Genomic DNA, 26,525 nt, shown 5'->3' with positions numbered 1-26,525 from the left:
GCAGCCGAGCCCGGTCATGACCGGGCTCTCTTCAGCGGCAAAGTTATACAACTTTACAAATACCTATACAAAACACTTTAAAACGTACAGGCCGTGCAGTAGGCTTCGAAAACTTGTACAGGAATTACTGCCTGTACAATAATTCGGAGCCTGACATGTCTGCCTACCTCCAGGGTTTTGCCCGCGCCTTCGCCGAGCTGGACGCCAGCCATCTGGCCGAGCTCGATGCCCTCTACAGCGCCGACATTAAGTTCCAGGACCCGTTACATCGGATCGAAGGCCTAGCTGCCCTGCGCAACTACTTCGCCCAGATGTATGCCAACGTCGATCAGGTGCGCTACGACTTTCATGGCTTTGATGAGGTCGGCCCCGGCGAGGGATATCTACGCTGGACCCTGCATTACAGCCACCCACGTCTGGCAGGCGGTGCACTCATCTCACTGCAAGGCTGCAGTTATTTGCGCTGGAACGAACGGGTCTACCTGCACCAGGATTTCTTCGACGCTGGTGCCCTGCTCTACGAGCACCTTCCACTGTTCGGCTCGATGATCAGCTGGCTCAAGCGGAGGCTGGCATGAGTCGCATCTGGTTGACCGGCGCCAGTAGCGGTATCGGCGCGGCATTGGCCTCGGAGCTTCTGGAGCAAGGACACCGTCTGGCGCTGAGTGCGCGCCAGGTCGCGCCCCTTCAGGCCTTAGCGACTGGCTATCTGGACCAGGTCCTGGTGCTGCCGGGTGACCTGACCGATCCGGCGCAAGTGGCCGATATCTGCCAGACCATCGACGCTCAGTGGGGGGCGCTGGACCTGGTGATTCTCAACGCCGGAACCTGCGAGTACCTGGAGCCGGGGCACTTCGACACGCATCTGGTCGAACGGGTATTGACCACCAACCTGCTGGGTACCAGCCACTGCCTGGAAGCCGCCCTGCCCTTACTGCGTCGAGGCCAACGCCCGCATTTGGTGGGGGTATGCAGCGCGGTTACCTGGCTGGCTTTGCCGCGTGCCGGCGCGTATGGCGCGTCCAAGGCGGCGTTGCGCTACTTGTTCGAATCGTTGCGCATCGATCTGGCGGCCGAGGGTATCGATGTCACCTTGATAAGCCCCGGTTTCGTCGACACCCCGCTGACCCGCCGCAACGACTTCCCGATGCCCATGCGCTGGTCGGCACAACGCGCGGCGCGGCATATCGCCCAGCGCCTGCAGGCGCGACCGCTGGACATCGCTTTCCCATGGTTCTTCACCTTCGTCCTGCGCCTGCTCGGACGCTTGCCCGCCCGCTGGCGCCTGGCCCTTGGCCGGCGCCTGGCACGATCTTCCCAGGAGTCTTGAAGCATGCGCATCGCAATCATCGGCAGCGGCATATCGGGGCTGACATGCGCGTACCTGTTGGCTCGCCAGCACCAGATCACCCTGTTCGAAGCCGACGACCGGATCGGCGGCCACACCCACACCGTGGACGTGGAATGGCAAGGCCAGCGTTATGGCGTAGACACCGGTTTCATTGTCTACAACGACTGGACCTACCCGAACTTCATCCGGTTGCTGGACCAGTTGGGTGTGACTTCCCGTCCCACTGAGATGAGCTTTTCGGTGCATGACCCAGCCACTGGCCAGGAGTACAAGGGGCATACCCTGCGCAGCCTTTTCGCCCGACGACGCAACCTGCTGTCGCCGGGTTTCTGGGGCATGTTGCAGGACATCCTCAGGTTCAACCGCCAGGCCACTGCCGACTTGAAGGCGCAACGCATTGACCGCACTACCCGGCTGGGTGATTACCTGCATGTCCACAATTATGGACAACGGTTCATCGACCATTACATCGTGCCCATGGGGGCGGCGATCTGGTCGATGTCGCCTGCTGGAATGCTGGAGTTTCCGCTGCAATTCTTCCTGCGTTTCTGCCATAACCACGGCCTGCTATCGGTCAACCGACGCCCACAATGGCGGGTGATCGAGGGTGGCTCGCGGGGTTACATCGAGCCATTGTGCGCAGACTTTCGCCAGCATATCCGGCTCAACTGCCCGGTGCAGCGCGTGAGCCGCGACGCTACAGGGGTGGGCATCCTCAGCGCTGCGGGACTTGAGCGTTTCGACAAAGTGGTGTTTGCCTGCCACAGCGACCAGGCCCTGGCGTTACTCGAAACGCCAAGCAAAGCGGAACGTGAAGTGCTCGCTGCCCTGGCCTACGCCAGCAACGAAGTACTGCTGCACACCGACACCGGTGTCTTGCCGCAGCGACGCCAGGCCTGGGCGAGTTGGAATTACCGACTGGGCGGTTCAATGCGTGCGCCTGCCGCGCTGACCTACAACATGAACATCCTCCAGGGCCTGGAAGCCCCGGTGACCTTCTGCGTGAGCCTCAATCAGAGTGACGTGGTGGATCCGGCCAAGGTCCTGGCTCGCTTCGATTATGCGCATCCGCAATACAGCCTCGCCGGCGTCGCCGCCCAGGCCCGCCAGGGTGATCTGCAAGGGCGCCAGCACAGTTACTTCTGCGGCGCCTATTGGGCCAACGGCTTTCACGAAGACGGTGTGGTCAGTGCGCTGGATGTGGCCGGGCATTTTGGGGAATACCTTTGAACAGTAGCCTGTGCCGCGGCTGGATCGACCATCGCCGCTATTCACCCCGCGCCCATGGGTTCCGATACCCCATCGGCATGCTGTATCTGGACCTCGCCGAACAAACTCAGGTGCTGGGCCTGTCACGTCTGTTGCGAGGGTGGCCCCTGGCACCGCTGTGCTGGCGCGAGCGCGATTACCTGCCCGCGCGCACACGTCTGGGCGTCCCCTTGGTCGACGCGGTGCGCGAATTACTTGCCCAAGCCCTGGGCACCGCTCCCCCAGGGCACAATCCAGCTACTGACCCAACCGCGCAGTTGGGGCCTGTCCTTCAATCCGGTGAGTTTCTATTTCTGCCACGAAACCGATGGGCGTCTGGCAGCCATTCTCTGTGAGGTACGCAACACTCCATGGCGCGAACGCTATCACTATGTGTTGCCGGTAAGCCCCGGTGAGCCTCATGCGTTCCGGGGTGGCCAAGGCGTTCCATGTGTCACCGTTCCTGCCTCAGGACATGGAGTACCGCATGCGTTTTCTGGTCGTGGACTCACATATCCGGGTGCATATGGAGAACTGGCGCGATGGCAGCAAGGTGTTCGAGGCCGACCTTGCGCTCAAGCGCCAACCTCTCGATGCCGCAGCCGTGCGCCGTCACGTTCTGGCCTTTCCGTGGATGAGCCTGCGCACCTTGAGCGCCATTTACTGGCAGGCCTTGCGCCTGCTCTTCAAACGCACACCCCTGCACGACCATCAGGCCTGCCAGAGCGGCCTGAGCGTCGGCGAAACCGCCCACAAGGACCCCGACCATGCCCGAACCCACCCTGAGTGCTAAGGCCGGCAGCTTTCGCCTGTTCAACGACGGCTTCTTCAAGCACGTTGTCCTCGGCCAATTGCGGCGCCTGAGCCAAGGCCACTTGCGTCTGCTGCTCGATGGCGAATCGTTAAGCTTCGGCGATCCGGCCAGTGTTCTGCAGGCCGAAGTCGAAATTCTCGACGACGTCGTTTGGGGCATGCTCGCCAGTAACGGCTCGATCGGCGCCGGTGAGGCTTATATCCAGGGATACTGGCGCAGCAACGACCTGACGGCGGTGACCCGCGTGTTCGTCGCCAACCTGGAGGTGCTCGATGCAATGGACAGCGGCCTGGCTCGCCTTGGTCGCCCGGTGCTGCGCTGGCTGCACTGGCTCAACCGGAACAGCCGGCAGGGCTCGCGGCGCAACATCATTGCCCATTACGACTTGGGCAATGACTTGTTCGAGCGATTGCTTGATCCCACCATGATGTACTCGGCCGCCATGTTCGAAAGCCCCGAACAAAGTCTGGAGCAAGCCCAGCTCAACAAGCTCGAGCGCATCTGTCGCAAGCTCGACCTGCGGCCTGGCGACCATCTGCTGGAGATCGGCACTGGCTGGGGCAGCCTGGCGATTTATGCTGCCAGCCACTATGGCTGCAAGGTGACCACCACGACCTTGTCGCACGAGCAGTACGCCCACACCTGTCGGCGCGTCGAGGCGCTGGGCCTGCAGCAGCGCATTGAGGTGCTGTGCAAGGACTATCGCGACCTGGAGGGTCGTTACGACAAGTTGGTCTCGATCGAAATGATCGAAGCTGTCGGTCATCGTTATTTGCCCGAATACTTGCGGCGCTGCGCCGCACTGCTCAAGAATGACGGCCTGATGTTGCTGCAAGCCATCACCATTCGCGACCAGCGTTATGAGCAGGCACGACGCTCGGTAGACTTCATCCAGCGGCATATTTTTCCCGGCGGCGCGCTGCCATCGTTGTCCGTCCTGCTAAACACCGCCAGCCGTCACACACCGCTCAACCTGTTGCATCTGGAAGACTTCGGCGCGCACTACGCCCACACGCTGAAACACTGGCACGATAACTTGCGGCAGTCACGTCAAGCGCTGCTGGAGCTGGGTTACGACGAAACCTTCCAACGCCTGTGGGAGTTCTACCTGTGTTACTGCGAAGGCGGATTCCAGGAGCGTGCCATCGGCGTCGCGCAACTGCTCTTTGCCGCTCCCGGGGCGCGTCAGGCCCCATTACTGGAGCAACGGGAAACCTGATGAGTCGCGCGGGCCTGATCGTCAACGCACTCTGGGTCCAGTTGGGCTGGTGGGGTTGTGTGCTGGGTGCACAGAATGCCTGGTGGCTCCTGGCTGTTGCAGCGGGATTGCTCGCTCACCTGAGCTTCTGTCCACAACCCCGGGCCGAGCTGCAGGCCGTGATACGTGTGGGGCTGTGCGGCATGGCGCTGGACTGGTGCCTGGGTATGCTGGGTTTGTTCGGATTCGCTCAGACCGCCCTGCCCCTCTGGCTGGCGCTGCTCTGGCTGGTATTTGCCACAAGCTTGCGCCACAGCCTGGCCTGGGCCGTGCGGCCTGTATGGCGCGGTGCGTTGGTGGGCATGGTCGGCGGTCCGCTGGCCTATTGCGCAGGAGCACCGCTGGCCGGTGTTGCGCTGCCGCTTGGCATCGTGGGAACCGCTCTGGTGCTGGCGCCCTTATGGGCACTTTGGCTGCCGTTGGCGTTGCGCCTGGCTGATTCCCATTAAGGCCTGAACCCCAACCAAGCAAACAGCATTTACCAGGGTTCATCCAGAAAAAGCGGCACGCGCAAAGGCTCTATCGGTCCCTCACGCTGACCACACATTTCGTCGTGAACGACATGCTGTACCAACATGCAGGGTAACCGCGGCGCGTCACGCAGCAACTCACGCAAATGGGTAGTGGATCGCAAGTGCAACGTCCGTCCCGAGTTGTCGAGCAACGTACGAAACCCGCGGTCCAGTCGCGCACGCAACACGTAGATACCGCCCTCCAGCGACCACAACTCCAGCTCGTGTACCCGGCCTTCGACGGCCAGCTCGATCAGGGTTTGCAGGTTCATGGCAGGCCTGCGCCCTGGCGCCGGAAAAACAGCGTCACCTGACCCAACTCGACGCCGAATTTACTCATGCTCGAACGGTTGATCATCGTGTCTTCGTCCATCAAGTACATCCAGTCGTCAAAGGTCACTTCGTAAGTCGATCCGTCTACTGGCAGGTTCAATCGATAGCGCCAGCGCAGCGCATTGCCAGCCACCTCTCCCTGCGCCTCGCCGATTACATCGTCGGCGCGACCGCGCCAGTGCCCCGGGCCGTCGGGGGTCAGCGTCCATACGCGCCGTTGTCGGCTGCCGTCACTGTAGAGAAAGCGCTCATCGAGTATCAGCCGTTCGCCTTCGCGCCGACTCAGTATCTGCACCTCGAAACGCTTGATGACCTCGCCGGAACGTTTTTGATATATGCCCCAGGCTTTGACTGGCTGACTGAAGAAACGCACCAGATCGAGCTGAGGTTGCTGGTCAGCATAACGATCGACATTCACGTTCCCGCAACTGGTCAAACTCATTATTAAAAGCAGTACAACCATTAACCGAATCATGGTGTTTCCCCCACCGCGCGCGTGTTATTGAGCCCCAGCAACTGTTGCCGCAACGCCGGATACCGGGTGCGGGGATCGAGCCAGATGGCGAAAAAAAAACGAGCGAACGCTGGATCGTCGACTTCATGGGTCAAGCGCCCGTCGACGTAAAAGCGACAACCCTTGCCAGGCAGATAAAGCCCGGTGATTTGACTGCCTGCCCTGACGTCGACGAAGGACCGCCGCATGTCATCGGTCCAACTGTCGAGCCGTCCGGAATCCAGGGATTTACCCGCGATACGGCGCATCTCCTCGATGCTCGCTTGCACCAGGGTTTGCTTGCTGATAGAGCGGCGGTAATTCAACTCAAGTGCCAGCGGCGTTTCCAGGCTGGGTTGCGAAGCCGAACTCCATAACCTGGCCTGATAGAGATCGAACCCGTACCAGGAAAAATCGGCTTGCCCCACCAGACGTGCATCAGGCAGTACCGTGCGCCAGTCGCAGAGAGCCTGGCTGGCGTAAAGCACCAAAACGCAGGTCATGAACCGGCTGAGGCTTTTCTTGAACGCAAACGACCTGGCCATTGAAAAAGCATCACTGGATTTGCCGAAGGTCGCTCAATAGTTGTACATGAAGCGTGATTTGTACAGCTTTTTTGAAGGGCGTTTTGGGCTATGCCGTTTATATCAACCATACTGTCGCGATCTGTGACTGCTTCGAATCCATCAGCTAACGTGCTGTTATCGAATAAAGTACCCTGCGCCCGAATAAGGCGCAGTCGTGCTGTAGAAGGAAATGTTAATGCTCGGACGCAAACGGCCGCGACAAAAGAATGAAAGTGCTGACGAATCCTTTCCCCCTCAGGTAGCGCGGGCCGGAGCTGCATTGCGGCTCACCATCAGTTTCATGCTCGTGGTGGTGATGGTATTCCTGGCCGTTGAAGGCTGGAGAACATGGCGTGACTATCGCGCAGCCTTTGCCTCCGCCCGCGACTCGGTGACGAACCTGGTGCGGGCGACCGCCCAGCACGCCGAAGACACCATTCGACAAGTGGACGTGGTGACCGCCGCACTCAGTGAGCGAGTGGAAGGCGATGGCCTGCAGAACATCGACATCCCACGCATCCATAAATTGCTGGTCCAGCAGTCTGCCATCATGCCGCAGTTGCACGGCTTGTTTATCTACGGCCCCAACGGGGAATGGGTGGTCACGGACAAGCAAGCAACGCCGGCCCTGGCGAACAATGCCGACCGCGACTACTTCCAGTATCACCGCACCCACGAGGACCGAAACGTGCGGATCGGCGAGGTGATCAGGAGCCGATCGACCAACGACCTGATCATCCCCGTCTCCCGCCGCTTGAATAATCCTGACGGCTCGTTTGCCGGTGTGCTGCTGGGCACGGTCAAGGTCAGCTATTTCGTGGACTACTACGGCGACTTCAAGATCGACGACAAGGGCGCTCTGGTCCTGGCCATGCGCAATGGCACCATTCTGGTCCGGCGGCCCTTCGTCGCCTCGGTGGTCGGCAAGAGCCTGGTCAATAGCGTGATCTTCCGTAAGCACCTGCCGAACTCCAATCGGGGCGTCGTCGAGGCCAGGGCCGTCGTCGACGACACCGAACGCCTGTACGGCTACCGGGCCTTGACCACTTATCCGCTGGTGGTCGAGGCCGGATTGTCTCGCGAATCCATCATCGCCCCCTGGCGTCACGACCTGCTCAAGACCGGCTTCGTCCTGATATTCCTGATCGTGATACTCGTCGGCTTCGGACTGATCGTGTTGAGCCAGTTGCGCTACAGAATGACCATGGAGAAACAGATTCGCAGCGCCCACCAAACCATGCGGGATATGGCACTGACTGACAGCCTGACCGGCCTGGGCAACCGCAGGCGGCTGGACATCGCATTGGCCGATGAGATTCGCCGGGCCAGACGCCAAGACACTTCGTTGGCCCTGATCATGCTTGATGTCGATTACTTCAAGCGTTTCAACGACAAATACGGACATGCTGCCGGGGATGACTGTCTGCGCGCGACCGCGGGAGCGATCCAGCAAGCGATCAAACGGCCCGGTGACCTGGCGGTGCGCTACGGTGGTGAAGAGTTCACCATTTTGCTGCCCGACACCCACAGCGCGGGCGCCGGCAGGATTGCACAAGATATCCTGGAGTCCATCAGAGCGCTGAACATCGAGCACAGCGACCACCCGTTGGGGTTGGTCACGGCCAGTGCGGGCATCACCACTTGCCGGCCAAGCACCGAGGACGTAACGCCGGCCATGCTGATCAAGGCCGCTGATGCCTTCTTGTATCTGGCGAAAAACACTGGGCGAAACCGCTGGTGCAGCCCTGATGCATCACCGGGCTGATCCCTACGGCAAAGCCGCATATCGGTCATATCGCGCAAATCCACGTCCGCAGGTGCCTGTCGGGCGTCCGGCAGCTACAATGCGCGCTTCGACCGTGACCAGCCTGATAAAAAACATGTCCTTGCCCAAACATCATCTGGAATTGCTCAGCCCCGCCCGCGACGTGACCATCGCCCGCGAGGCCATCCTGCATGGCGCTGACGCCGTGTACATCGGTGGCCCGAGTTTCGGCGCGCGTCACAACGCCTGTAACGAGGTGAGTGATATCGCCCGGCTCGTGGAGTTCGCCCATCGCTACCACGCCCGGGTGTTCACCACGATCAATACCATCCTGCATGACAACGAGCTGGAGCCGGCCCGCCAGTTGATCCACCAGTTGTACGATGCAGGTGTCGATGCGTTGATCGTCCAGGATTTAGGGGTGATGGAGCTGGACATCCCGCCGATCGAGCTGCATGCCAGCACCCAGACCGACATCCGTACCCTGGCACGGGCAAAGTTCCTTGATCAGGCCGGCTTCTCCCAACTGGTCCTGGCACGGGAGTTGAACCTGCAGGAAATCCGCGCCATCGCCGACGAAACCGACGCGGCCATCGAGTTCTTTATCCACGGTGCGCTGTGCGTGGCGTTTTCCGGCCAGTGCAACATCTCCCACGCCCAGAACGGACGCAGCGCCAACCGTGGTGATTGCTCCCAGGCCTGTCGCCTGCCCTACACCCTCAAGGATGACCAGGGCCGGGTGGTTGCCTATGAGAAGCACCTGTTGTCGATGAAGGACAACAACCAGAGCGCCAACATCCGTGCCCTGGTGGAAGCCGGCGTGCGTTCGTTCAAGATCGAAGGACGCTACAAGGACATGGGCTATGTGAAGAACATCACTGCCTACTACCGTCAGCGCCTGGACGATGTCCTCGAAGACCGTCCGGACCTGGCCCGCGCTTCCAGCGGTCGCACCGCGCACTTCTTCCTGCCTGACCCGGAGAAGACGTTCCATCGCGGCAGCACCGATTACTTTGTCAGTGAGCGCAAGATCGACATCGGCGCCTTCGATTCCCCGACCTTTACCGGCGTGCCGGTGGGCGTGGTGGAGAAAGTCGGCAAGCGCGACCTGCAGGTCGTGACCTTTGATCCGCTGTCCAACGGCGATGGCCTCAACGTGCTGGTCAAGCGAGAAGTGGTGGGTTTTCGCGCCAACATCGCCGAGCCCAAGGGTGAATTCGAAGAGGACGGCCAAAAGCGCTACCGCTACCGCGTCGAGCCCAATGAAATGCCGGCAGGGTTGCACGCATTGCGCCCCAACCATCCACTGAGCCGCAACCTGGACCACAACTGGCAGCAAGCCCTGCTCAAGACCTCCTCCGAGCGCCGGGTGGGCCTGGCCTGGGTCGCACGCCTGCGTGAAGAACGCCTGGACCTGACCGCCACCAGCGAGGAAGGCGTCAGCGCCAGCGTCAGCCTGGACGGGCCATTCGGCCTGGCGAACAAGCCGGAACAGGCACTGGAGCAACTGCACGATCTGCTTGGCCAACTGGGCACCACCGAGTACCACGCCACCGCCATCGAACTGGATGCGCCCAAGGCGTATTTCATTCCCAACTCACAGCTCAAGGCATTGCGCCGCGAAGTCATCGAAGCCCTGACCACCGCCCGTGTCGAGGCCCATCCCCGAGGGGGGCGCAAGGCCGAGACCACGCCGCCGCCGGTGTACCCGGAGTCGCACCTGTCGTTCCTGGCCAACGTCTACAACCAGAAGGCCCGGGATTTTTATCATCGCCACGGTGTGAAACTGATCGACGCGGCGTTCGAAGCCCACGAAGAAACCGGTGAAGTGCCGGTGATGATCACCAAGCACTGTCTGCGTTTCTCGTTCAACCTCTGTCCCAAGCAGGCCAAGGGCGTCACCGGCGTGCGCACCAAGGTTGCGCCGATGCAGTTGATCCATGGTGACGAGGTGCTGACGCTGAAGTTCGACTGCAAACCCTGCGAGATGCATGTGGTCGGCAAGATCAAGGGGCATATCCTCGACCTGCCGCTGCCGGGAAGCAGCGCGGAGCCAATCGTCGGTCACATCAGCCCGGAAGATCTGCTCAAGACGATCCCTCGCGCTCCGCATTAAGCAATCGCGAGCAGGCTCGCTCCCACATGGGTTGCAAAGTGGTCACAAAATCGGTGACCACCCCCAATCCCCTGTGGGAGCAGCGAGCCTGCTCGCGATAGCGGTGGATCAGCATGCATGAATGTTGATGACAAAACTCCCCGGCAGGCCCTTCTCGGTGCTAGGTTGTAAGTGATTGTTTCATTAATCACTCACTGCTTCCCACCACCTGCAAAGGAATGCCCCTCGCAATGGACTTTTCCCTCAAGCACCTGGCCGTGACCACCCTGCTGCTGTCCAGCCTGGCGTCGATCACCCCACCCGCCTTGGCCAATATCACTGCGCAACAGAGTTCGGCCCTCGTCAAAACCTTCGCTGACACCTCCTTCACAGACTTCAGGCAGTTCCTGGGATATGTGGCCAGGAGCGAGTTGGCCGAAACCGCCAAGCTCGCCCCGGCCATCTGCACGTTCCTCGACAACAAGCCCCTTTCGGCTGAGCAGCAGAACGAAATCCATCGTCTGCTGGGCCTCTATGCACGGCTGAAATACGGTAACGCCGCCACCGAAACCCTGCGCGAACTGGTGGCGATCCCGACCTTTCGCAAGGACGGCGTTGCCCAGCACGAGAACCCCGAGTTCCTCAAGATCGCGGACAAAATCAAAGCGCCTTGCCCAAGCCTTCAATCTGGACTTTCGCAATATCGATAACCGCGTCTACGAGATTTCACTGCATGGCAGTGGCGACGAAGTCGTGGGCATTCACGCCCATGCCGACGTCGTGCCGGTGACCCCGGAAAACTGGGTATTGAAAGATGGCGCACTCGTCTGGATCCGTTCAAGGTCACCCTGGTGGGCGACCGCATGTACGGCCGGGGCACCGAAGACGATAAGAACGGTATCGTCGTGGCGCTTTACGCGATGAAGATCATCAAGGAAGAAAAGCTGCCGCTGGCGAGGAATTTCAAGCTGCTGGTAGACACTACCGAGGAAACCACCGGCGACGCCATCCCCTATTACTTCGAGCGCAACCCAACCCCCAACTACAACCTGGCGCTGGATGGCGGCTACCCGGTTGTGATTGCGGAAAAAGGCTATGGCACCGTCATGGCGAACTTCGCCCGGCGGGAGGCGCAGGGCAAAGGGGCTGAGATCACGGCAATGACCGGTGGCCTGGCCACCAATCAGATTCCGTCCACATCGGTTGCCACTTTCGTGGGCGACCAGCCTGCTGAACTGGCCGCCACGCTGCTAAAAGCCGCGTCTGAGTACGCCAAGGGTAACGGCGGCGACTTCCAGGTAACCACCGAGGTCGTCGGAAACGACGTCAAACTGACCTTCACGGGTGTGTCCGCCCATTCCTCCGAGCCAGAGTCCGGGGTCAACCCGGTGGCGAGAATGCTGGACTTCATCAACAGCCTCGAGGGCAAGGTTGCGCTCAAGCACAACCACATCACCGATGCCGCCCGCTATGCCGCCGACAACTGGGGCCTGGACTACGTGGGTAGCAAACTGGGGATTGGCTTTTCCGACGCCTTCATGGGGCCGCTGACCGCTTCTCTGACATATGTCGGCATGGATGCCAAAGCCTTCAAGCTGGCCGTCAATCTGCGCGTGCCAGTGGGCAAGCCGACGGAAACGCTCAAGGCTGAAATCGCCGACAAGCTGGTCGCCTGGAGCAAGAAGGCGCAGGTTGCCGTGGCGTTCGACTATTCAATCGATGAGCCGATGTACCGCAATCCGAACGGTGAATGGGTCAAGGCACTGTTGTCCGTGGCCAGTGAAAACCTGGACATGGAGCACAAGTACGGCACCTCCGCTGGTGCCACTTCGGTTCATGACTTGCCCAACGGCGTGCAGTTCGGCCTGGCCATGCCCGACGTCAAGTACACCGGTCATAACGACAACGAGTTCAAGACCGTCGAGCAGTTCCTGCTGGACCTGCAGATCGTGACCGAGATGATGGGGCGGATCGGGCAGTTGCCGAAGTTGTGATCACCTGTCCGGGAAGGTTGGCGTTAATGTGGCGAGGGGATTTATCCCCGCTGGGCTGCGCAGCGGCCCCAAGATTTTGCGGTCGCTGCGCAACCGAGCGGGGATGAATCCCCTCGCCACAGGGTTACTTCATTTCGTCAGGGTGATTGGTGCTTTCAACCGGCGCCTTGTCCGCCGTGTCAGCCAGCTCCACCCCCCAATCACCATGCAGGTACCAATCCTCCCCGATCATTTCGGCCGGGTGCATCGTTCGATCAGCCCCGTTACCACACGCCAAGGCGCTGGCCGGGCAATAGCGGTCGCAGCCCCAGCAAATGCGCTCGGGATGTTTCGGACTGATGGGAAAGGGCTTTGCCATGACGACCCCGTATAGCCGATGGGTGTGCCCATACCCTACCGCTCCAGGGCTAAAGTGCCCTTGATATCGATCAAGAACAGCCTGCATGACTGTAGCGGTGCTCTCGCCGGGTAAAATTATCTTGAAAATTGACAAGAATCATTATTATTCGCAGCAAAGCTTCCTAGACTCGGCCACCCCTTAGTTCTTCAGGAAGTCTTCACATGCGTACCCTTGCTCCGCTGTCTCTCGCCCTGCTGTTTCTCGCCCCCTTGGCCCAGGCCAAGGAATATCCCATTGGTGAACCGCAAATGTGCCCGGGTCTGGAGGTCGGCGCGGTGTACCTGCAACCGATTGAAATGGCCCCGGCCGGCATGATGCGCCCAACCGCCGAGTCTGACGTTCACCTGGAGGCCGATATCAGGGCCACGGCAGACAACCAGCAGGGTTTTCAGGAAGGCAGCTTCGTGCCCTACCTCAACGTGTCGTTCCAACTGAAAAAACAGGGCAACGACACCCCGCTCAAGGGCGACTTCCACGCCATGGTTGCCAATGACGGGCCGCACTATGGCGACAACGTGAAGCTGCTCGGTCCCGGCAAATACCAATTGACCTTCACCGTCCTGCCGCCTGGTGGTCATGACTCCCTCGGCCGGCATACCGACAAGGAAACCGGCGTGGCGCCGTGGTTTGAGCGCTGTGAACTGCATTACGAATTCGTCTACGCAGGGATTGGCAAAAAAGGCGGGTATTGAGGATGCGTCGCTCAACGAGCCGAACACCGCTATATCTGGCCGGGTGGATGCTGGTCGGCTTGCTGTTGCCCTCAATCGCCCATTCCCAACTGCTGACTTACGAGTTGAGCATGCGCGACGGGCATTTCACCCCGCCGCTGCTGGAAGTGCCGGCTGGGCAGCGCTTCAAGATCGTGCTGAAAAACGTCGGTCAGGGTCCGGCGGAATTTGAAAGCACGCCGCTGCGGGTCGAAAAGGTCCTGTCGCCCGGCGTCACGACTTTTGTCGTCATTCACCCGCTGCGCCCCGGGCACTATCCGTTTTTCGATGAATTCAACCCGCAACTGCCCGAGGGCGGAATCCTCGCCCAGTAGTCGGCGAACAGGAGGCGTTTGCATGACTCAATCCATGTTTATTGTCTGGCGTGAAAGCGTCGAGGCGCTGCTGGTAATCGGCATACTCCAGGCCTGGGTCAGTCGGCAGCAACAGGCCAGCCAGTTGCTGCGGTTCGTCTGGGCTGGCGTGGCCCTGGGTTTGCTGCTGTCGGGTGTGTTGGCCGGTCTGATTCTGTTGGCCGGCGAAGCCATGAGCGGCGCGGCCAATGAATGGTTCCAGGCTTCGTTGGCGCTGGTCGCCAGTCTGCTGATCGTGCAAATGGTCGGTTGGATGCACCGAAACGCCGGGACCCTGAAACACGATCTGACGCGTCACGCCGACCAGCGCTTGAGCCGCCAGGGAGGATGGGGGCTGATGGTACTGGCGTTGCTGGCCGTCAGCCGCGAAGGCAGTGAAACCGTGGTCTTCCTGTATGGCGCCGGTGCTCGTCTGCAAGGGGCGCCACTGGGTGTGTTCGCGGTGGGCGCGCTGGCCGGTCTGGTGCTGGCGCTGCTGACCATCTCCTTGCTGCACGGCAGTCGACGGTTCATCTCATGGCCGCGCTTCTTTGCCATCAGCGAAACCATCCTGTTGCTGTTGGGAGCGGCGCTGCTGGTCAGCGCCATCGAGCGGATCAGCGGACAGTTGCTCGCGATGGACTGGCCCGAAGTGGTCTATCACGGCATCGGCGACACGCTCTGGGACAGCAGCGCGGTACTGGATGACAGCCATGGCCTGGGTGGTTTCCTGGCGGATTTCACCGGCTATCGAGCCAGTCCCAGTGCCATGACCTTGTTGGTGTGGCTTGGTTACTGGCTGGTGGTTGCCGGCTGGCTACGCCCACGCAAAGCGCAAACGCTGCCATGTCCGACTTGAACCTCTGGCTGCAACGCCTGGGTGATGGCATGCGCCGCCACGGCGCAACCATTCGCGCCGTGCAATGGGCGGTGGTGCTGTTCTATGCGGTGCTGCTGGTGGTGCCGGCACTGTTGCCCTTGCCCAGTAGCCAGGCACGCCTGTTCGACAACCTCACGCTGCTGGCCCAGTTTCTGTTCTGGGGCATCTGGTGGCCGTTCGTGTTGCTGTCGATCGTGTTGTTTGGCCGGCTCTGGTGTGGCGTGCTGTGTCCTGAAGGCGCCTTGAGTGAATGGGCCAGCCAATATGGCAAGGGCCTGGGCGTGCCGCGCGGGGTGCGTTGGGCCGGCTGGCCGACCCTGGCGTTCTGCCTGACCACGATCTATGGGCAGTTGATCAGCGTCTATGACTATGCCCAGGCGGCGCTGCTGATCCTGGGAGGCTCGACCGTCGCAGCGGTGATCGTTGGCCTGCTGTTTGCCCGAGGCAAACGCGTGTGGTGCCGCTACCTGTGTCCAGTCAGTGGCGTCTTCGCCCTGCTCGCCCGTTTGGCACCGGTGCACTTTCAGGTGGACGAGCAACGCTGGCTGGAAAACCCCGCGCCGCGCCGCCCTCCCCCCAATTGCGCGCCATTGCTGGACATTCGCCGGATGCGCGGTGCCGCCGATTGCCACGCCTGTGGTCGCTGCAGTGGCCAGCGCGATGCGGTGCGTCTGATTGCCCGCTCCAGCAACCAGGAAATCCTTCACTCAACGGCAAACACCCTCTCACCCTGGGACGCGCGCTTGTTGTTGTTCGGCGTCATCGGCCTGGCCATGGGGGCCTTTCAGTGGACCGTCAGCCCTTGGTTCATTGCCTTGAAACAGAGCCTGGCCCAATGGCTGGTCGCCCATGAGCTGTTCTGGCCGTTACAGGACAACGCCCCCTGGTGGCTGCTGACCCACTATCCGCAGCTCAACGACAGTTTCAGCTGGCTCGATGGCTTTTGCATCGTCGCTTACTTGGGCATGAGCGCCTTGCTGCTGGGCACGTCGCTGATGCTGTTGATGCGCCTGGCGGCAAGACTCTCGGGGGATCCTGCACAATATTGGCCCTTGGCCATCACCCTGCCGCCCCTCGGCGGTGCAGGGTTGTTCCTCGGCTTGTCGGCCACCACCGTCAAACTGCTGCGCTATGAAGGGTTGTTGCTCGACTGGGTGCAACCGGCACGGGCTGGGCTGCTCGCGGCGGCAATCGCCTGGAACCTGTGGTTGGGCTACAAGCGCCTGGAACATGCACCCCGGCGGCTACTCGCAATGGCCTGCCTGGTATTGGCCAACGGCCTGGTGGGATATGGCTGGTGGTTGCAGTTCTGGGGATGGTGAGCACGCAGCGCCAGCGTTGCTCCCACCTGGATCAATGGCGTTCACGATACCTTGGAACCACGCAAAACCCTGTGGGAGCAAGGCTTGCTCGCGATCGCGGTGGGTCAGTTGGGGAAGTGTTGGCTGTGCAGACGCCTCGCGAGCAAGCTTTGCTCCCACGGTGGATTGCTTGCGTTCACGATACCTTGGAACGACGCGAAATCCTGTGGGAGCAAAGCTTGCTCGCGATCGCGGTGGGTTAGTTTGGGAGGGGTTGGCTGTACAGACGCCTCGCGAGCAAGCTGTGCTCCCACGATGGATCGCTGGCGTTCGCGATACCTTGGAACCGCGCGAAACCCTGTGGGAGCAAGCTTTGCACCCTCAGCGGATCGCTGGCGTTCACGATACCTTGGAACCACGCGAAGCCCTGTGGGAGCAAAGCTTGCTCGCGATCGCGGTGGGTCAGTTGGGGAGGTGTTGGCTGTGCAAGCGCCTCGCGAGCAAGCTTTGCTCCCACAGGCTAGACCTTGAACCGCGCCACCGTCTCATGCAGTGAACCGGCCATCTGCGCCAGGTCCTGGCCGGCGGTATCGGTATGCCGGGCCCCGAGCAATACCTGTTCGGACAGGTTGCGAATACCCACCAGGTTACGATCTACCTCCCGGGCCACCAGCGCCTGTTCTTCCGTGGCGCTGGCGATCATCAGGTTGCGCTCGTTGATCTGCGAGATCGAGCGGGCGATTTCATCCAGGGCATCGCCGGAGCGCCGGGCCACTTGCAGGGTGGCCTGCACCAGTTCGCTGTTGTTTTGCATGGCTGTCACGGCCTGCTCGCTGTCCTGGCGGATGTTGCCGATCATCTCTTCGATTTCCCGGGTCGAATCCTGGGTGCGATGGGCCAGGGCCCGAACTTCGTCAGCCACCACCGCAAAACCTCGCCCGGCATCGCCAGCGCGGGCCGCTTCAATGGCGGCGTTGAGGGCCAGCAGATTGGTTTGATCGGCGATGCTGCGGATCACGTCCAGCACCGAACTGATGTGCTCGACCCTGCCTGCCAACTGCTGGATGCGTCCTGAAGAGTCCGTGACCCCCAGCGCCAATGCGCTGATCGAAGCGACGGTCTCCTGAACCTGCTCACGACCGCGCTGGGCGGTTTGCTCGGAAATCCGCGAGGCTTCGCTGGTACTCACGGCGTTGCGCGCCACTTCATCCACCGCAGCGGTCATCTGGTTCACGGCCGCCGCGGCCTGTTCGATTTCCTGACCTTGCAGTTCCAGGGTGCTATTGGTCTGACTGCTCACCGCGCTGAGCTCTTCGGAGGAACTGGCCACGCGATCCACCGAAGCGGCAATGTGCCGGACCATGCTGTTGAGGCTCTGCTGCATGTCATGCATGTTGCTCATCACGCTGTCGTTTGCGCTCCCGGCATTCAGCGGTACGCGGATCGTCAAGTCGCCCTGGGCAATCTGGCTCAGCACCCGCGCCGCATCATCAGGCTCCCCGCCCAGCGGACGGGTCACGCTGCGGGTCACCAGGACTGCAACCGTACTGACCAGGGCCAGGCAGGCCAGCACCAGCGCCAGCATGTTGCGCCGCGCATCGCTGTAGCGCGCCTGGGCCAGTTGTTCACGCTCGACAAACAACTTGCCCTGCATCGCCATCAGCCCTTCCAGGCTTTTGTAGACCTCAAGCTCCGCCGGCATCACGCCTTGCTTGAGTTGGGTCATCGCGTCGTCCGTCGCACCCTGGCGAATCAACGTCTGGACCTGAACGAACGCGGCCACATACGCCTCACGGTGCTTCTTCAGTGCCGCATACGCCGTTTTGCCTTCGGGCTGGTCGAACAGCGGCTCCAGCGTGGTAAAGGCCTGGGTAATACGTTGCCGGGTCATGTCGATCGATTGCTGGACCTGCGCGTTGTTCTTGTCAATCAACAGGTCCCGGGTGTTCCTGGCGTTATCGCGCACACCCGTGGCGATCACCATGATCGGGTCGATCTTCGGCCAATCCTGTCTGACGATTTGCACCGCCTGGTCGCGCAGCGTGGCCAGGTCGTTCAAGGCGTATAACGCCAGGGCGATCAACGCCAGTGGCGCGATGGCAAAACCGATCACGATACGGTGGGCAGTGGTGAGTCTGGTCATATCAAATGCTCCCTGTTCAACTACCTGCCGATTGGCAGCGCATTTGAAAACCATAAGAAAAGCCATAAAAAAGAGCGGCCCGGCGATCCCGGACCGCTGTCGGTCCTGCGTCCCTGGGCAGGGTCAACTGCGTAACACGAACGAGGGAAACAACTCGCGCATGGCGGCCCACAATTCGGGCTGCAAGGCCTGTGCCGAGACACTGGAAAGATGGGGGTCGAGCATCCGGGCCGTGCGCACCAGTTGCACTGCGAAACGCGTGACGCTCTGCTCGCTCAGGCGGCGGGCCAGGGTCAACAACCGCTCGGGGTCGAACAAATGCCAATGCACGGTGGTCCGGCATTCATAATCCACGCCGCTGGCCAGCAGATGGTCGAGGCTGCGCCAGTTGGCGGCACCGCTGCCATGAACCCGAGTCACGTCCAGGGCGTCTTCGGGCAAAGCCTTGATGTCGAAGCCCACCCAGTCGGCAAGCCCGACCACTTTGGCGAAGGCCGCCGGTTTGATGCCGGCGCTGTGCAGGCCGATGCGAAAACCCATCTGCCGCACCTGCTCCATGGCCGGCGCCAAACCGTCCTGCAAGGTCGGCTCACCGCCGCTGAACACCACGGCGTCAAGCAGATCCTGGCGACGCTGCAGAAATGCCAACACCCGACACCAATCCACCTCTTCGCTGCCGCGCGGCGGGATCAGTTGCGGGTTATGGCAATAACGACAACGCCAGGCGCAGCCCTGGCAAAACAGTACGCAAGCCAGTTGGCCCGGATAATCGAGGGTGGTCAGGGGCACCATGCCCCCGACCCGTAGCGCTCGACTCATGGACGCCCGGCCGCGCTTTCAGTGAAATGAACCCGTTCGCGATGCTCGGACTGTTTGCCCGGGTTGAAGGCCGCCACCGGACGGTGATAACCCATCACTCGGGTCCAGACTTCGCAACGTTGACGCTGGGCTTGTGGAAGGCTTTGCGATGCATTCATGGGTGAAGCTCCTTGCGGTTGATGGATCGGATCAGTGAACGCTGCCTGCCAACTGCTGTTGCACCAGCAAGGCCTCGTCGCATTTGGGGCAAAACTCGTGTTCGCCAGCCAGGTAGCCGTGGACCGGGCAGATGGAAAACGTCGGCGTGATGGTCAGGTACGGCAGACGGAAACGTCCCAGGGCCTTGCGCACCAGCTGCTTGCAGGCCTGTGTGGAGGAGATCTGCTCGGCCATGTACAGGTGCAGCACGGTGCCGCCGGTGTATTTGCATTGCAGTTCGTCTTGCAGTTCCAGGGCTTCGAACGGATCGTCGGTGAAGCCCACTGGCAATTGCGACGAGTTGGTGTAATACGGGGCGATCGGACTGCCGGCCTGCAGGATATCGGGGTAACGCTTGAGGTCCTCCTTGGCGAAGCGGTAGGTGGTGCCTTCGGCGGGTGTGGCTTCCAGGTTGTAGAGGTGGCCGGTTTCTTCCTGGAAGCGCAGCAGCGTGGCGCGCACGTGATCCAGCAGTTTCAGGGCGAATGCCCGGCCTTGCTCGGTATGCAGGCCTTGCTGGTCATCGGTGAAATTGCGCAGCATTTCGTGCAGGCCGTTCACGCCGATGGTGGAGAAGTGATTGCGCAGGGTGCCCAGGTAGCGCTTGGTGTACGGGTACAACCCGGCGTCCATGTGGTGCTGGATGACCTTGCGCTTGACCTCCAGGCTTTCCTTCGCCAGTTCCATCAGCGTATCGATGCGCTGCAGCAACGCGCTGGTGTCACCTTTGTACAGGTAGCCCAGGCGTGCGCAGTTGATCGTCACCACACCCAATGAGCCGGTCTGTTCCGCCGAGCCGAACAGGCCACCTCCGCGCTTGAGCAACTCGCGCACATCCAGTTGCAGGCGGCAGCACATCGAGCGCACCTGGTTGGGTTGCATGTCCGAGTTGAGGAAGTTCTGGAAGTACGGCAAACCGTAACGGGCGGTCATTTCGAACAGGCGATCGGCGTTCTCGCTGTCCCACGGGAAGTCGTGGGTGATGTTGTAGGTCGGGATCGGGAAAGTGAACACCCGCCCCTTTGCATCACCGGCCTGCATCACCTCGATGTAGGCACGATTGATCAGTTCCATTTCTTCCTGCAGGTCGCCATAGGCGAACGGCATCTCCTGGCCGCCAATCACCGGGATCTGTTCGCGCAGATCCTCCGGGCAGACCCAGTCGAATGTGAGGTTGGTAAAAGGTGTTTGCGTGCCCCAACGTGACGGCACGTTGAGGTTGTAGATGAACTCCTGCAGCGACTGACGGACCTCGCCGTAGCTGAGTTTGTCTTTGCGCACGTAGGGCGCCAGGTAGGTGTCGAACGAGCTGAACGCCTGGGCACCGGCCCATTCGTTTTGCAGCGTGCCGAGGAAATTCACCATCTGCCCCAAGGCGCTGCTCAAATGTTTGGGCGGCCCGGCCTCGACCCGTCCCGGCACCCCGTTGAGGCCTTCGTGCAACAGCGTGCGCAGGGACCAGCCGGCGCAGTAGCCGGCGAGCATGTCCAGGTCGTGGATATGCAGGTCGGCCTCGCGGTGCGCCTGGCCGATGGTCTGGCTGTAGACCTCGTCGAGCCAATAGTTGGCGGTGACCTTGCCCGACACGTTCAATATCAGCCCGCCGAGGGAGTAACCCTGGTTGGCGTTGGCCTGTACGCGCCAGTCTTCGCGGTCCAGGTATTCATTCATTGAGGTGGCGACTTCCACCAGGGTCCGGCGATCCCGGCGCAGACGTCCATGTTGCTCGCGGTAGACGATATAGGCGCGCATCGCCAGAAAGAAACCGGCATCCATCAGCACTCGCTCGACACGGTCCTGGATCTGCTCGACGTTCAAGCGTGTTTGCCCTTCCAATCGCGTCAGCACCGCTTCCAGCAACCCTTCGGCCTCGGATTCGGCGTATTCGCCAGTGGCCTTGCCGGCGGCGATCAGCGCTTGGCGAATCTTGTCCGCGTCGAAGGCAACCACACTGCCATCGCGCTTGTGCAAGCGGTTACAGCCTACTGAGATCAACGTGCTCTGCATTTTGGCTCCAGACACTACATATAGATAATTAACAAGCTTCAAACACAATATGCAGTGGAGAGTACGGCCAAAAGTCAGGGTTGCAATTGATCGATATCAAGAATCGAGGGTGGACTGCCCTTCAGGCTTGAAGGACATTTGAAGGCACCCCAGATCCCCAGTGGGAGCGGGCTTGCTCGCGAAGGGGCCAGCACATTCAACATCACTGCAAGCAGACCCACCGCCTTCGCGAGCAAGCCCGCTCCCACATGGGTTACGGAGTGATTGTTGGATTTGGATTCACCACAGATCCCCTTGTGGGACCTGAGCACTGCTCACCCACCACTCATGTTCATGAACCGCACAATCTGCACTTCCCCACCAGGGTTGAAGTCGTGACGCAGGGGTTTGCCGCGCAGCGCCTGTTGCACCGCCTGGATCACCGGTTGATCGTCCAGCGGATAGCGCCGCAGCAAGCTGCGCAGGTCCAGAGAGTCCTCCTGCCCAAGGCACAGCAGCAATCGCCCTTCAACGGTCATGCGTACCCGGTTGCAACTGGCGCAAAAGTTGTGGGTATTGGGCGAAATGAACCCGATCCGGGTCTGCGCATGCTGCTCCAGGCGCACATAACGCGCCGGGCCGCCGCTGTTTTCGGTGCTGTCGAGCAACCGGTGATGGCTGGCAATGACAGCCCGGACTTCATCGCTGGAACAGAACGACTCGCCCCGCGAACGCCCGACCTCGCCCAAGGGCATTTCCTCGATGAAGCTGATGTCGATGCGTTGCTCGATGGCGTACTGCACCAGCGCCGGGACTTCATCGAAGTTGCGTCCTTTCATCACCACGCAGTTGAGCTTGATCCGCTCGAACCCCGCGGCCTTCGCCGCGTCAATGCCCGCCAACACCTGATCCAGGTCACCGTTGCGGGTGATCGCCCGAAAACGCTCGCCATCCAAGCTGTCCAGGCTGATGTTCATGCGCTTGACCCCGGCATCGACCAGCGGCCGGGCCAGTCGCCCCAGCTGCGAACCGTTGCTGGTCATCACCAGTTCCCGCAGGCCGGGCAACGCCGCGATGTCGCGACACAGCCCGACGATGCCCGGACGGATCAGCGGTTCACCACCGGTCAGGCGGATTTTCTTGACCCCCAGCCCCACGAACAGCCGCGCCAATCGGTGCAGTTCCTCCAGGGTCAACACTTGCTGGCGCGGCAGGAAGGTCATGTTTTTCGCCATGCAATACACACAGCGAAAATCACAACGATCGGTCACCGACATCCGCAGATAATCGATCTGGCGCCCAAATCCGTCCTGCAACACGGCGTTCATGTCTGTCCCCTGATTGAGCCGGTGCTCACTGCACCAGCGGCGAGTCGGCGCCCTGAAGATGAATGCCGCGAATGTCCGCCGCACCGATCAGGGTTTGCAGGTACTGCACCAGCGCCTTCTGCCACACGCCTTGTTGCAGCTGGGTGCGAATCGCCGTCGCCACCGCCTCATAAGGCAACGGTTGGCCTTCGACACGCTGATCGATGCTGATCACATGCCAGCCGTAGCGACTTTCCAGCGGATTGCCCACCAGGCCCGCCGGCAAGGCAAACAACTGGCGCTCCAGTTCGGGCACGGTCTGGCCCTTGCTGATCTGCCCCAGCGAGCCGCCCTGTGCCTTGGACGGGCAGGCCGAGTGGTTCAACGCCAGTTCAGCAAAGCTGCCGGGGAACTCGTCCAGGCGTTGCAGCAGGATTTCGGCCTGGCCGCGCGCCTGATCACGAGCTTCGGCGTCGTCCGGTGCGCATTCGAGCAGGATGTGCCGCACCGCCAGCAACGGTGCGCTGTGAAAGCGCGCCCGATTGCTTTCGTAGTAGCGCAGGCAGGTCGCCTCGTCACATTGCGGCACCTGCACCTCACGTTCGAGCAACAGCCGCGTGGCCGCCTCTTCTTCGTTTTCACCGGCGCCCACCTGCAACGCCAGCCCCAGTTCGGCGATGCGTTGCTGGAGCAACTCGCGGATCACCAACGCCCGGGCAGCCTGGTAGACCGCATCCTCGCGGCTCTCAGCCGGGTGATATTGCAGCTCCTGGGCCATCGCCTGGGGGGTGATCGACACCCCGTTGACGCTGATGATCGGCCACTCCTGCTCACTGCTGGCGATCAATTGTGCCGCAGCTTCATCGCCCGCCGCCGGTCCGGCCTGGGCCGGTTCGAACTGCACCGCGCCCGCCGGTTCGATGTCGCTAACCGGCGCGGTCACTGGCGCCGTTTTCGCCGAAGAACCACAGCCGCCGCTGCCCCCGTTACCACCGCCACATCCGCATCCACTAGCCATGATCGTCTCCTTAAAACTTCTGCCGTACGATTTGATAACGACGTCCCAGATACCAGACCGGCGCACTGACGATATGGACGAGACGGGTGAACGGGAACAGCACGAACAGGGTCAGGCCCAGCACCACATGAAGCTTGTAGACCAAGCCCACCGGCGCAATGGCTGCGGCCGCCTCCACCGGACGCAACAGCACGGTGTTCTGTGCCCAGTCGGCCAGCATCACCATCACGGAGCCGTCCATGTGGGCGGTGGACGCCACAATGGTCATCAACCCCAGCACCAGTTGCACCAGCAGCACCACCAACACCAGGATGTCCGAGGTACTGGAAGTGGCGCGCACCCGTGGGTCGCTCAGCCGCCGATTAAGCAGCATCACCAGGCCGATCAGACCCAGCACCCCAAAGAAACCGCCGGAAACCATCGCCAGCAACTGCTTGTTCTCAGTGCTCAACACATGGTGATAGATCGCCGCCGGCGTCAGCAGGCCGACAAAGTGGCCGGCCAGGACGAACAACACACCGATATGGAACAGGTTGCTCGCCACGCGCATGCCACGGTTGCTCAGCATTTGGCTGGAGCCGGCCTTCCAGGTGTACTGGGACAGGTCAAACCGCGCCCAACTGCCGATCAGGCAAATCGCCAAAGCGACATAGGGGTAGACCCCGAACATCAACAGATCCCATTTAGACATTGCCCACCTCCCCGGCCGGCGCTGCGGCCTGCCCTTCATGCTGAAAATCCACCCAATGCAACGGCACCGCGCTTTCGTCCCGGGCCTTGCCCGGTGCGCTCGGCAGTGAACTGCAACGGTCCTGCTGCTCGGCCTTCATGAAATCCACCGCCTCCTCTTCCCAGATCCTGTCCAGGGCTTCGAGGGAATCGTCCCGAGGCTCGGCCTTCACCTGCTCACGCAACTCGGCCACCGCCACCTGGGGCTCGGCCCCGGCGATTTGCAGCAAGGCCCGGAAACAACTGGCGTAGGCGCTTTCCCGCTCTTCCAGGCGCGCCGCCAGCAAGGCCAGCAGATGCGCCACATCGGCCAGTCCTTCGCGGGCCTCGATGTCTTCGCGGGTGGAGAGAAACTCCAGGTACAACGGGATGTAATCCGGCAGTTCCTTCACGCCGATGGCAAAACCGGCCTCTTCGTACTGGGCCATCATGTCGACCATGGCCTGGCCCCGATCGCGGGACTCACCGTGGACATGTTCGAACAACAGCAGCGACAGCGAGCGGCCACGGCCGAACAGCGCGCCGTAGTGCTCCTGGCCGTCCATCAGGTCCTGGCCACAGATCAGTTCCAGCAGCTCGAACAGCCCGGCGCGCTGCTTCGGGCTGATTTCCCGTGCCTGCACAATCGCCTGCTCCAGCTCGTCGCGACCGGCCACCAGGGTCTCGGTCGGATAATCGAGCAGCAACGAAATCACCTTGAGAATGCGCATGTTCATTCCTCCCACAACTGCACGGTTTTGATGACGTCGCGGCGATTGGCCTTCTTGGCACCGAACATGTTGGTGTCGGAACTGCCGCTGCAGCCGCTGCCGAAACTGAAACCACAACCGGAGCGTTCAGCGAACGCATCGCTCATGGCGTCTTCGCGGTGGGCGCTTGGCACGACAAAACGGTCTTCGTAGTTGGCGATGGCCAGGTAGCGGTACATCTCCTCGACCTGGTTCACGCTCAGGCCGACATCGGCCAGCACTTGCAGGTCCTGCACGCCGTCCACCTGCTCAGAACGCTTGTAGGCACGCATTGCCAGCAGGCGTTTGAGGGCGCGCTTGACCGGTTTTTCATCGCCGGCGGTGAGCATGTTGGCCAGGTAGCGCAGCGGAATCCGCAGGCTGTCGACGTCCGGGATCACCCCGTTCATGCCCACGGTGCCGGCCGCCGCAGCGTTCTGGATAGGCGACAGTGGCGGCACGTACCAGACCATTGGCAAGGTGCGGTATTCAGGGTGCAACGGCAGCGCGAGTTTCCAGTCCACGGCCATTTTGTAGACCGGCGAGCGTTGCGCCGAGTCGATTACCGACTGCGGTACGCCGTCGGCCAGGGCCTGGCGAATCACCGCCGGGTCGTTCGGGTCGAGGAAAATCTCCAGTTGTTTCTCATACAGGTCGTGCTCGTTGGCGGTGCTCGCCACTTCACTGATGCGATCGGCGTCATACAGCAGCACACCGAGGTAGCGAATCCGGCCGACACAGGTTTCAGCGCAAACCGTTGGCATCCCGGCTTCGATGCGCGGGTAGCAGAAAATGCATTTCTCCGACTTGCCGCTCTTCCAGTTGAAGTAGATCTTCTTGTACGGGCAGCCGCTGATGCACATGCGCCAGCCCCGGCACTTCTCCTGGTCGATCAGGACGATGCCGTCCTCCTCGCGTTTGTAGATCGCCCCGCTCGGGCAAGACGCCGCGCAGGTCGGGTTCAGACAGTGCTCGCACAGGCGCGGCAGGTACATCATGAACGTGTTTTCGTATTCTCCGTAGATGTCCGCCTGGATCTGGTCGAAGTTCTTGTCCTTGCGCCGCTTGGCGAACTCGGTACCGAGGATTTCCTCCCAGTTCGGGCCCCACTCGATTTTCTCCATGCGTTTGCCAGTCACCAGCGAGCGCGGCCGTGCGGTGGGTTGATGCTCGCCCAAAGGCGCGGTGTGCAGGTGCTGGTAGTCGAAATCGAACGGTTCGTAGTAATCGTCCAGGCTCGGCAGGTCCGGGTTGGCGAAGATGTTCGCCAGCACGCGGAACTTGCCGCCGATGCGCGGGTTGATCGAGCCGTCGGCGTTGCGGATCCAGCCCCCCTTCCACTTGTCCTGGTTTTCCCACTCCTTGGGATAGCCGATGCCAGGCTTGGATTCGACGTTGTTGAACCAGGCGTATTCCATGCCTTCGCGGCTGGTCCAGACGTTCTTACAGGTAATCGAGCAGGTGTGACAGCCGATGCATTTGTCCAGGTTCAGAACCATGCCGATTTGTGAGCGAATTTTCATC

Annotated in this window: 24 protein-coding genes and 2 pseudogenes; 13 read left to right on the top strand and 13 right to left on the bottom strand. The window is 61.2% G+C overall.

Annotation, left to right across the window (positions count from 1 at the left end; all coding sequences use genetic code 11):
* Positions 1 to 155 precede the first annotated feature (155 nt).
* From PSH57_RS13855 to PSH57_RS13830, 6 genes and pseudogenes are all read left to right on the top strand, one after another.
* Complete coding sequence (locus tag PSH57_RS13855; RefSeq protein ID WP_305390142.1) at positions 156 to 578, top strand: nuclear transport factor 2 family protein; 423 nt, start codon at positions 156 to 158, stop codon at positions 576 to 578.
* Positions 575 to 1,330: an SDR family NAD(P)-dependent oxidoreductase gene (locus PSH57_RS13850; protein ID WP_305390141.1), complete on the top strand. Its 756-nt coding sequence runs from the start codon at positions 575 to 577 to the stop codon at positions 1,328 to 1,330. Before PSH57_RS13855 ends, PSH57_RS13850 begins: the two co-directional genes overlap by 4 nt.
* A 3-nt stretch (positions 1,331 to 1,333) precedes the next feature.
* The gene (locus tag PSH57_RS13845) at positions 1,334 to 2,581 is read left to right on the top strand and encodes an NAD(P)/FAD-dependent oxidoreductase (RefSeq protein WP_305390139.1); all 1,248 of its coding nucleotides are present in this window, start codon (positions 1,334 to 1,336) and stop codon (positions 2,579 to 2,581) included.
* Positions 2,578 to 3,392 (top strand): annotated as a pseudogene (locus PSH57_RS13840) (DUF1365 domain-containing protein). Before PSH57_RS13845 ends, PSH57_RS13840 begins: the two are co-directional and overlap by 4 nt.
* A complete protein-coding gene (locus PSH57_RS13835; RefSeq protein ID WP_305390137.1) occupies positions 3,367 to 4,632 on the top strand; it encodes an SAM-dependent methyltransferase in 1,266 nt (421 codons plus the stop codon). The pseudogene PSH57_RS13840 and the gene PSH57_RS13835 overlap by 26 nt, the downstream one beginning before the upstream one ends.
* Positions 4,632 to 5,120: a DUF2878 domain-containing protein gene (locus PSH57_RS13830; RefSeq protein WP_305390135.1), complete on the top strand. Its 489-nt coding sequence runs from the start codon at positions 4,632 to 4,634 to the stop codon at positions 5,118 to 5,120. The genes PSH57_RS13835 and PSH57_RS13830 overlap by 1 nt, the downstream gene beginning before the upstream one ends.
* A 29-nt stretch (positions 5,121 to 5,149) precedes the next feature.
* Here the strand turns inward: PSH57_RS13830 and PSH57_RS13825 are convergent, their stop codons facing one another.
* The 3 genes from PSH57_RS13825 to PSH57_RS13815 are packed head-to-tail and all read right to left on the bottom strand — an operon-like array spanning position 5,150 to position 6,554.
* A complete protein-coding gene (locus PSH57_RS13825; protein ID WP_305390133.1) occupies positions 5,150 to 5,455 on the bottom strand; it encodes a DUF6482 family protein in 306 nt (101 codons plus the stop codon).
* Positions 5,452 to 5,991, bottom strand: a complete 540-nt coding sequence (locus PSH57_RS13820) for a DUF3833 domain-containing protein (RefSeq protein ID WP_305390132.1) — start codon at positions 5,989 to 5,991, stop codon at positions 5,452 to 5,454. The genes PSH57_RS13825 and PSH57_RS13820 overlap by 4 nt, the downstream gene beginning before the upstream one ends.
* The gene (locus PSH57_RS13815; protein ID WP_305390131.1) at positions 5,988 to 6,554 is read right to left on the bottom strand and encodes a chalcone isomerase family protein; all 567 of its coding nucleotides are present in this window, start codon (positions 6,552 to 6,554) and stop codon (positions 5,988 to 5,990) included. Before PSH57_RS13815 ends, PSH57_RS13820 begins: the two co-directional genes overlap by 4 nt.
* 217 nt (positions 6,555 to 6,771) lie before the next feature.
* Here PSH57_RS13815 and PSH57_RS13810 point away from each other — a divergent pair, with 217 nt between their 5' ends.
* The 3 genes and pseudogenes from PSH57_RS13810 to PSH57_RS13800 all read left to right on the top strand — a co-directional run bounded on the left by PSH57_RS13810 (position 6,772) and on the right by PSH57_RS13800 (position 12,429).
* Positions 6,772 to 8,340: a sensor domain-containing diguanylate cyclase gene (locus tag PSH57_RS13810; RefSeq protein ID WP_305390130.1), complete on the top strand. Its 1,569-nt coding sequence runs from the start codon at positions 6,772 to 6,774 to the stop codon at positions 8,338 to 8,340.
* A gap of 115 nt (positions 8,341 to 8,455) precedes the next feature.
* Positions 8,456 to 10,456, top strand: a complete 2,001-nt coding sequence (locus PSH57_RS13805; protein ID WP_305390129.1) for a peptidase U32 family protein — start codon at positions 8,456 to 8,458, stop codon at positions 10,454 to 10,456.
* A gap of 230 nt (positions 10,457 to 10,686) precedes the next feature.
* Positions 10,687 to 12,429: pseudogene (locus PSH57_RS13800) on the top strand (dipeptidase).
* A gap of 124 nt (positions 12,430 to 12,553) precedes the next feature.
* On the opposite strand, the gene PSH57_RS13795 reads toward PSH57_RS13800, so the two are convergent.
* Positions 12,554 to 12,787, bottom strand: coding sequence for a DUF3079 domain-containing protein (locus tag PSH57_RS13795; RefSeq protein WP_305390127.1), 234 nt, complete (start codon positions 12,785 to 12,787; stop codon positions 12,554 to 12,556).
* 203 nt (positions 12,788 to 12,990) lie between these two features.
* Here PSH57_RS13795 and PSH57_RS13790 point away from each other — a divergent pair, with 203 nt between their 5' ends.
* The 4 genes from PSH57_RS13790 to PSH57_RS13775 are packed head-to-tail and all read left to right on the top strand — an operon-like array spanning position 12,991 to position 16,094.
* On the top strand, positions 12,991 to 13,521 hold the full coding sequence (locus PSH57_RS13790; RefSeq protein WP_305390126.1) for an iron transporter: 531 nt from the start codon (positions 12,991 to 12,993) through the stop codon (positions 13,519 to 13,521).
* A 2-nt stretch (positions 13,522 to 13,523) separates the two neighbouring features.
* Positions 13,524 to 13,874: a cupredoxin domain-containing protein gene (locus PSH57_RS13785; protein WP_422766082.1), complete on the top strand. Its 351-nt coding sequence runs from the start codon at positions 13,524 to 13,526 to the stop codon at positions 13,872 to 13,874.
* 22 nt (positions 13,875 to 13,896) lie between these two features.
* Entirely contained in the window at positions 13,897 to 14,751 is an 855-nt protein-coding gene (locus PSH57_RS13780; RefSeq protein ID WP_305390125.1) for an FTR1 family iron permease, read from the top strand.
* Complete coding sequence (locus tag PSH57_RS13775) at positions 14,739 to 16,094, top strand: 4Fe-4S binding protein (protein WP_305444909.1); 1,356 nt, start codon at positions 14,739 to 14,741, stop codon at positions 16,092 to 16,094. The genes PSH57_RS13780 and PSH57_RS13775 overlap by 13 nt, the downstream gene beginning before the upstream one ends.
* A gap of 499 nt (positions 16,095 to 16,593) precedes the next feature.
* Here PSH57_RS13775 and PSH57_RS13770 read toward each other — a convergent pair whose 3' ends face one another.
* From PSH57_RS13770 to narH, 9 genes are all read right to left on the bottom strand, one after another.
* Positions 16,594 to 18,216 carry a methyl-accepting chemotaxis protein gene (locus PSH57_RS13770; protein ID WP_305390123.1) on the bottom strand — a complete coding sequence of 541 codons (1,623 nt, stop codon included), beginning with the start codon at positions 18,214 to 18,216 and terminating at the stop codon, positions 16,594 to 16,596.
* A 123-nt stretch (positions 18,217 to 18,339) separates the two neighbouring features.
* The gene (locus PSH57_RS13765; protein ID WP_305390121.1) at positions 18,340 to 19,035 is read right to left on the bottom strand and encodes an anaerobic ribonucleoside-triphosphate reductase activating protein; all 696 of its coding nucleotides are present in this window, start codon (positions 19,033 to 19,035) and stop codon (positions 18,340 to 18,342) included.
* Entirely contained in the window at positions 19,032 to 19,193 is a 162-nt protein-coding gene (gene nrdD / locus PSH57_RS13760; RefSeq protein WP_003182303.1) for an anaerobic ribonucleoside-triphosphate reductase, read from the bottom strand. Before nrdD ends, PSH57_RS13765 begins: the two co-directional genes overlap by 4 nt.
* Positions 19,194 to 19,224: 31 nt before the next feature.
* Entirely contained in the window at positions 19,225 to 21,240 is a 2,016-nt protein-coding gene (locus PSH57_RS13755; protein ID WP_305390119.1) for a ribonucleoside triphosphate reductase, read from the bottom strand.
* 314 nt (positions 21,241 to 21,554) lie between these two features.
* Positions 21,555 to 22,547, bottom strand: coding sequence for a GTP 3',8-cyclase MoaA (gene moaA, locus PSH57_RS13750; RefSeq protein WP_305390118.1), 993 nt, complete (start codon positions 22,545 to 22,547; stop codon positions 21,555 to 21,557).
* A 25-nt stretch (positions 22,548 to 22,572) separates the two neighbouring features.
* Positions 22,573 to 23,544: a peptidylprolyl isomerase gene (locus PSH57_RS13745; protein ID WP_305390117.1), complete on the bottom strand. Its 972-nt coding sequence runs from the start codon at positions 23,542 to 23,544 to the stop codon at positions 22,573 to 22,575.
* A 10-nt stretch (positions 23,545 to 23,554) separates the two neighbouring features.
* Positions 23,555 to 24,235: a respiratory nitrate reductase subunit gamma gene (narI, locus tag PSH57_RS13740; RefSeq protein ID WP_305390116.1), complete on the bottom strand. Its 681-nt coding sequence runs from the start codon at positions 24,233 to 24,235 to the stop codon at positions 23,555 to 23,557.
* Positions 24,228 to 24,983 carry a nitrate reductase molybdenum cofactor assembly chaperone gene (gene narJ, locus PSH57_RS13735; protein ID WP_305390115.1) on the bottom strand — a complete coding sequence of 252 codons (756 nt, stop codon included), beginning with the start codon at positions 24,981 to 24,983 and terminating at the stop codon, positions 24,228 to 24,230. Before narJ ends, narI begins: the two co-directional genes overlap by 8 nt.
* 2 nt (positions 24,984 to 24,985) lie before the next feature.
* Positions 24,986 to 26,524: a nitrate reductase subunit beta gene (narH, locus tag PSH57_RS13730; RefSeq protein WP_305390112.1), complete on the bottom strand. Its 1,539-nt coding sequence runs from the start codon at positions 26,522 to 26,524 to the stop codon at positions 24,986 to 24,988.
* Position 26,525 lies beyond the last annotated feature (1 nt).

This window comes from Pseudomonas hefeiensis (assembly GCF_030687835.1).
Lineage (GTDB): Bacteria > Pseudomonadota > Gammaproteobacteria > Pseudomonadales > Pseudomonadaceae > Aquipseudomonas > Aquipseudomonas hefeiensis.
Note: the sequence above shows the minus strand (reverse complement) of the source record. Positions and strands in the feature narration are given on the sequence as shown.

Bases quoted from the DNA above. Each gene is read 5' to 3' on its own strand.
- PSH57_RS13855 (WP_305390142.1), top strand. From the start codon at position 156: ATGTCTGCCTACCTCCAGGGTTTTGCCCGCGCCTTCGCCGAGCTGGAC.
- PSH57_RS13850 (WP_305390141.1), top strand. From the start codon at position 575: ATGAGTCGCATCTGGTTGACCGGCGCCAGTAGCGGTATCGGCGCGGCA.
- PSH57_RS13845 (WP_305390139.1), top strand. From the start codon at position 1,334: ATGCGCATCGCAATCATCGGCAGCGGCATATCGGGGCTGACATGCGCG.
- PSH57_RS13835 (WP_305390137.1), top strand. From the start codon at position 3,367: ATGCCCGAACCCACCCTGAGTGCTAAGGCCGGCAGCTTTCGCCTGTTC.
- PSH57_RS13830 (WP_305390135.1), top strand. From the start codon at position 4,632: ATGAGTCGCGCGGGCCTGATCGTCAACGCACTCTGGGTCCAGTTGGGC.
- PSH57_RS13825 (WP_305390133.1), bottom strand. From the start codon at position 5,455: ATGAACCTGCAAACCCTGATCGAGCTGGCCGTCGAAGGCCGGGTACAC.
- PSH57_RS13820 (WP_305390132.1), bottom strand. From the start codon at position 5,991: ATGATTCGGTTAATGGTTGTACTGCTTTTAATAATGAGTTTGACCAGT.
- PSH57_RS13815 (WP_305390131.1), bottom strand. From the start codon at position 6,554: ATGGCCAGGTCGTTTGCGTTCAAGAAAAGCCTCAGCCGGTTCATGACC.
- PSH57_RS13810 (WP_305390130.1), top strand. From the start codon at position 6,772: ATGCTCGGACGCAAACGGCCGCGACAAAAGAATGAAAGTGCTGACGAA.
- PSH57_RS13805 (WP_305390129.1), top strand. From the start codon at position 8,456: ATGTCCTTGCCCAAACATCATCTGGAATTGCTCAGCCCCGCCCGCGAC.
- PSH57_RS13795 (WP_305390127.1), bottom strand. From the start codon at position 12,787: ATGGCAAAGCCCTTTCCCATCAGTCCGAAACATCCCGAGCGCATTTGC.
- PSH57_RS13790 (WP_305390126.1), top strand. From the start codon at position 12,991: ATGCGTACCCTTGCTCCGCTGTCTCTCGCCCTGCTGTTTCTCGCCCCC.
- PSH57_RS13785 (WP_422766082.1), top strand. From the start codon at position 13,524: ATGCGTCGCTCAACGAGCCGAACACCGCTATATCTGGCCGGGTGGATG.
- PSH57_RS13780 (WP_305390125.1), top strand. From the start codon at position 13,897: ATGACTCAATCCATGTTTATTGTCTGGCGTGAAAGCGTCGAGGCGCTG.
- PSH57_RS13775 (WP_305444909.1), top strand. From the start codon at position 14,739: ATGTCCGACTTGAACCTCTGGCTGCAACGCCTGGGTGATGGCATGCGC.
- PSH57_RS13770 (WP_305390123.1), bottom strand. From the start codon at position 18,216: ATGACCAGACTCACCACTGCCCACCGTATCGTGATCGGTTTTGCCATC.
- PSH57_RS13765 (WP_305390121.1), bottom strand. From the start codon at position 19,035: ATGAGTCGAGCGCTACGGGTCGGGGGCATGGTGCCCCTGACCACCCTC.
- nrdD (WP_003182303.1), bottom strand. From the start codon at position 19,193: ATGAATGCATCGCAAAGCCTTCCACAAGCCCAGCGTCAACGTTGCGAA.
- PSH57_RS13755 (WP_305390119.1), bottom strand. From the start codon at position 21,240: ATGCAGAGCACGTTGATCTCAGTAGGCTGTAACCGCTTGCACAAGCGC.
- moaA (WP_305390118.1), bottom strand. From the start codon at position 22,547: ATGAACGCCGTGTTGCAGGACGGATTTGGGCGCCAGATCGATTATCTG.
- PSH57_RS13745 (WP_305390117.1), bottom strand. From the start codon at position 23,544: ATGGCTAGTGGATGCGGATGTGGCGGTGGTAACGGGGGCAGCGGCGGC.
- narI (WP_305390116.1), bottom strand. From the start codon at position 24,235: ATGTCTAAATGGGATCTGTTGATGTTCGGGGTCTACCCCTATGTCGCT.
- narJ (WP_305390115.1), bottom strand. From the start codon at position 24,983: ATGCGCATTCTCAAGGTGATTTCGTTGCTGCTCGATTATCCGACCGAG.
- narH (WP_305390112.1), bottom strand. From the start codon at position 26,524: ATGAAAATTCGCTCACAAATCGGCATGGTTCTGAACCTGGACAAATGC.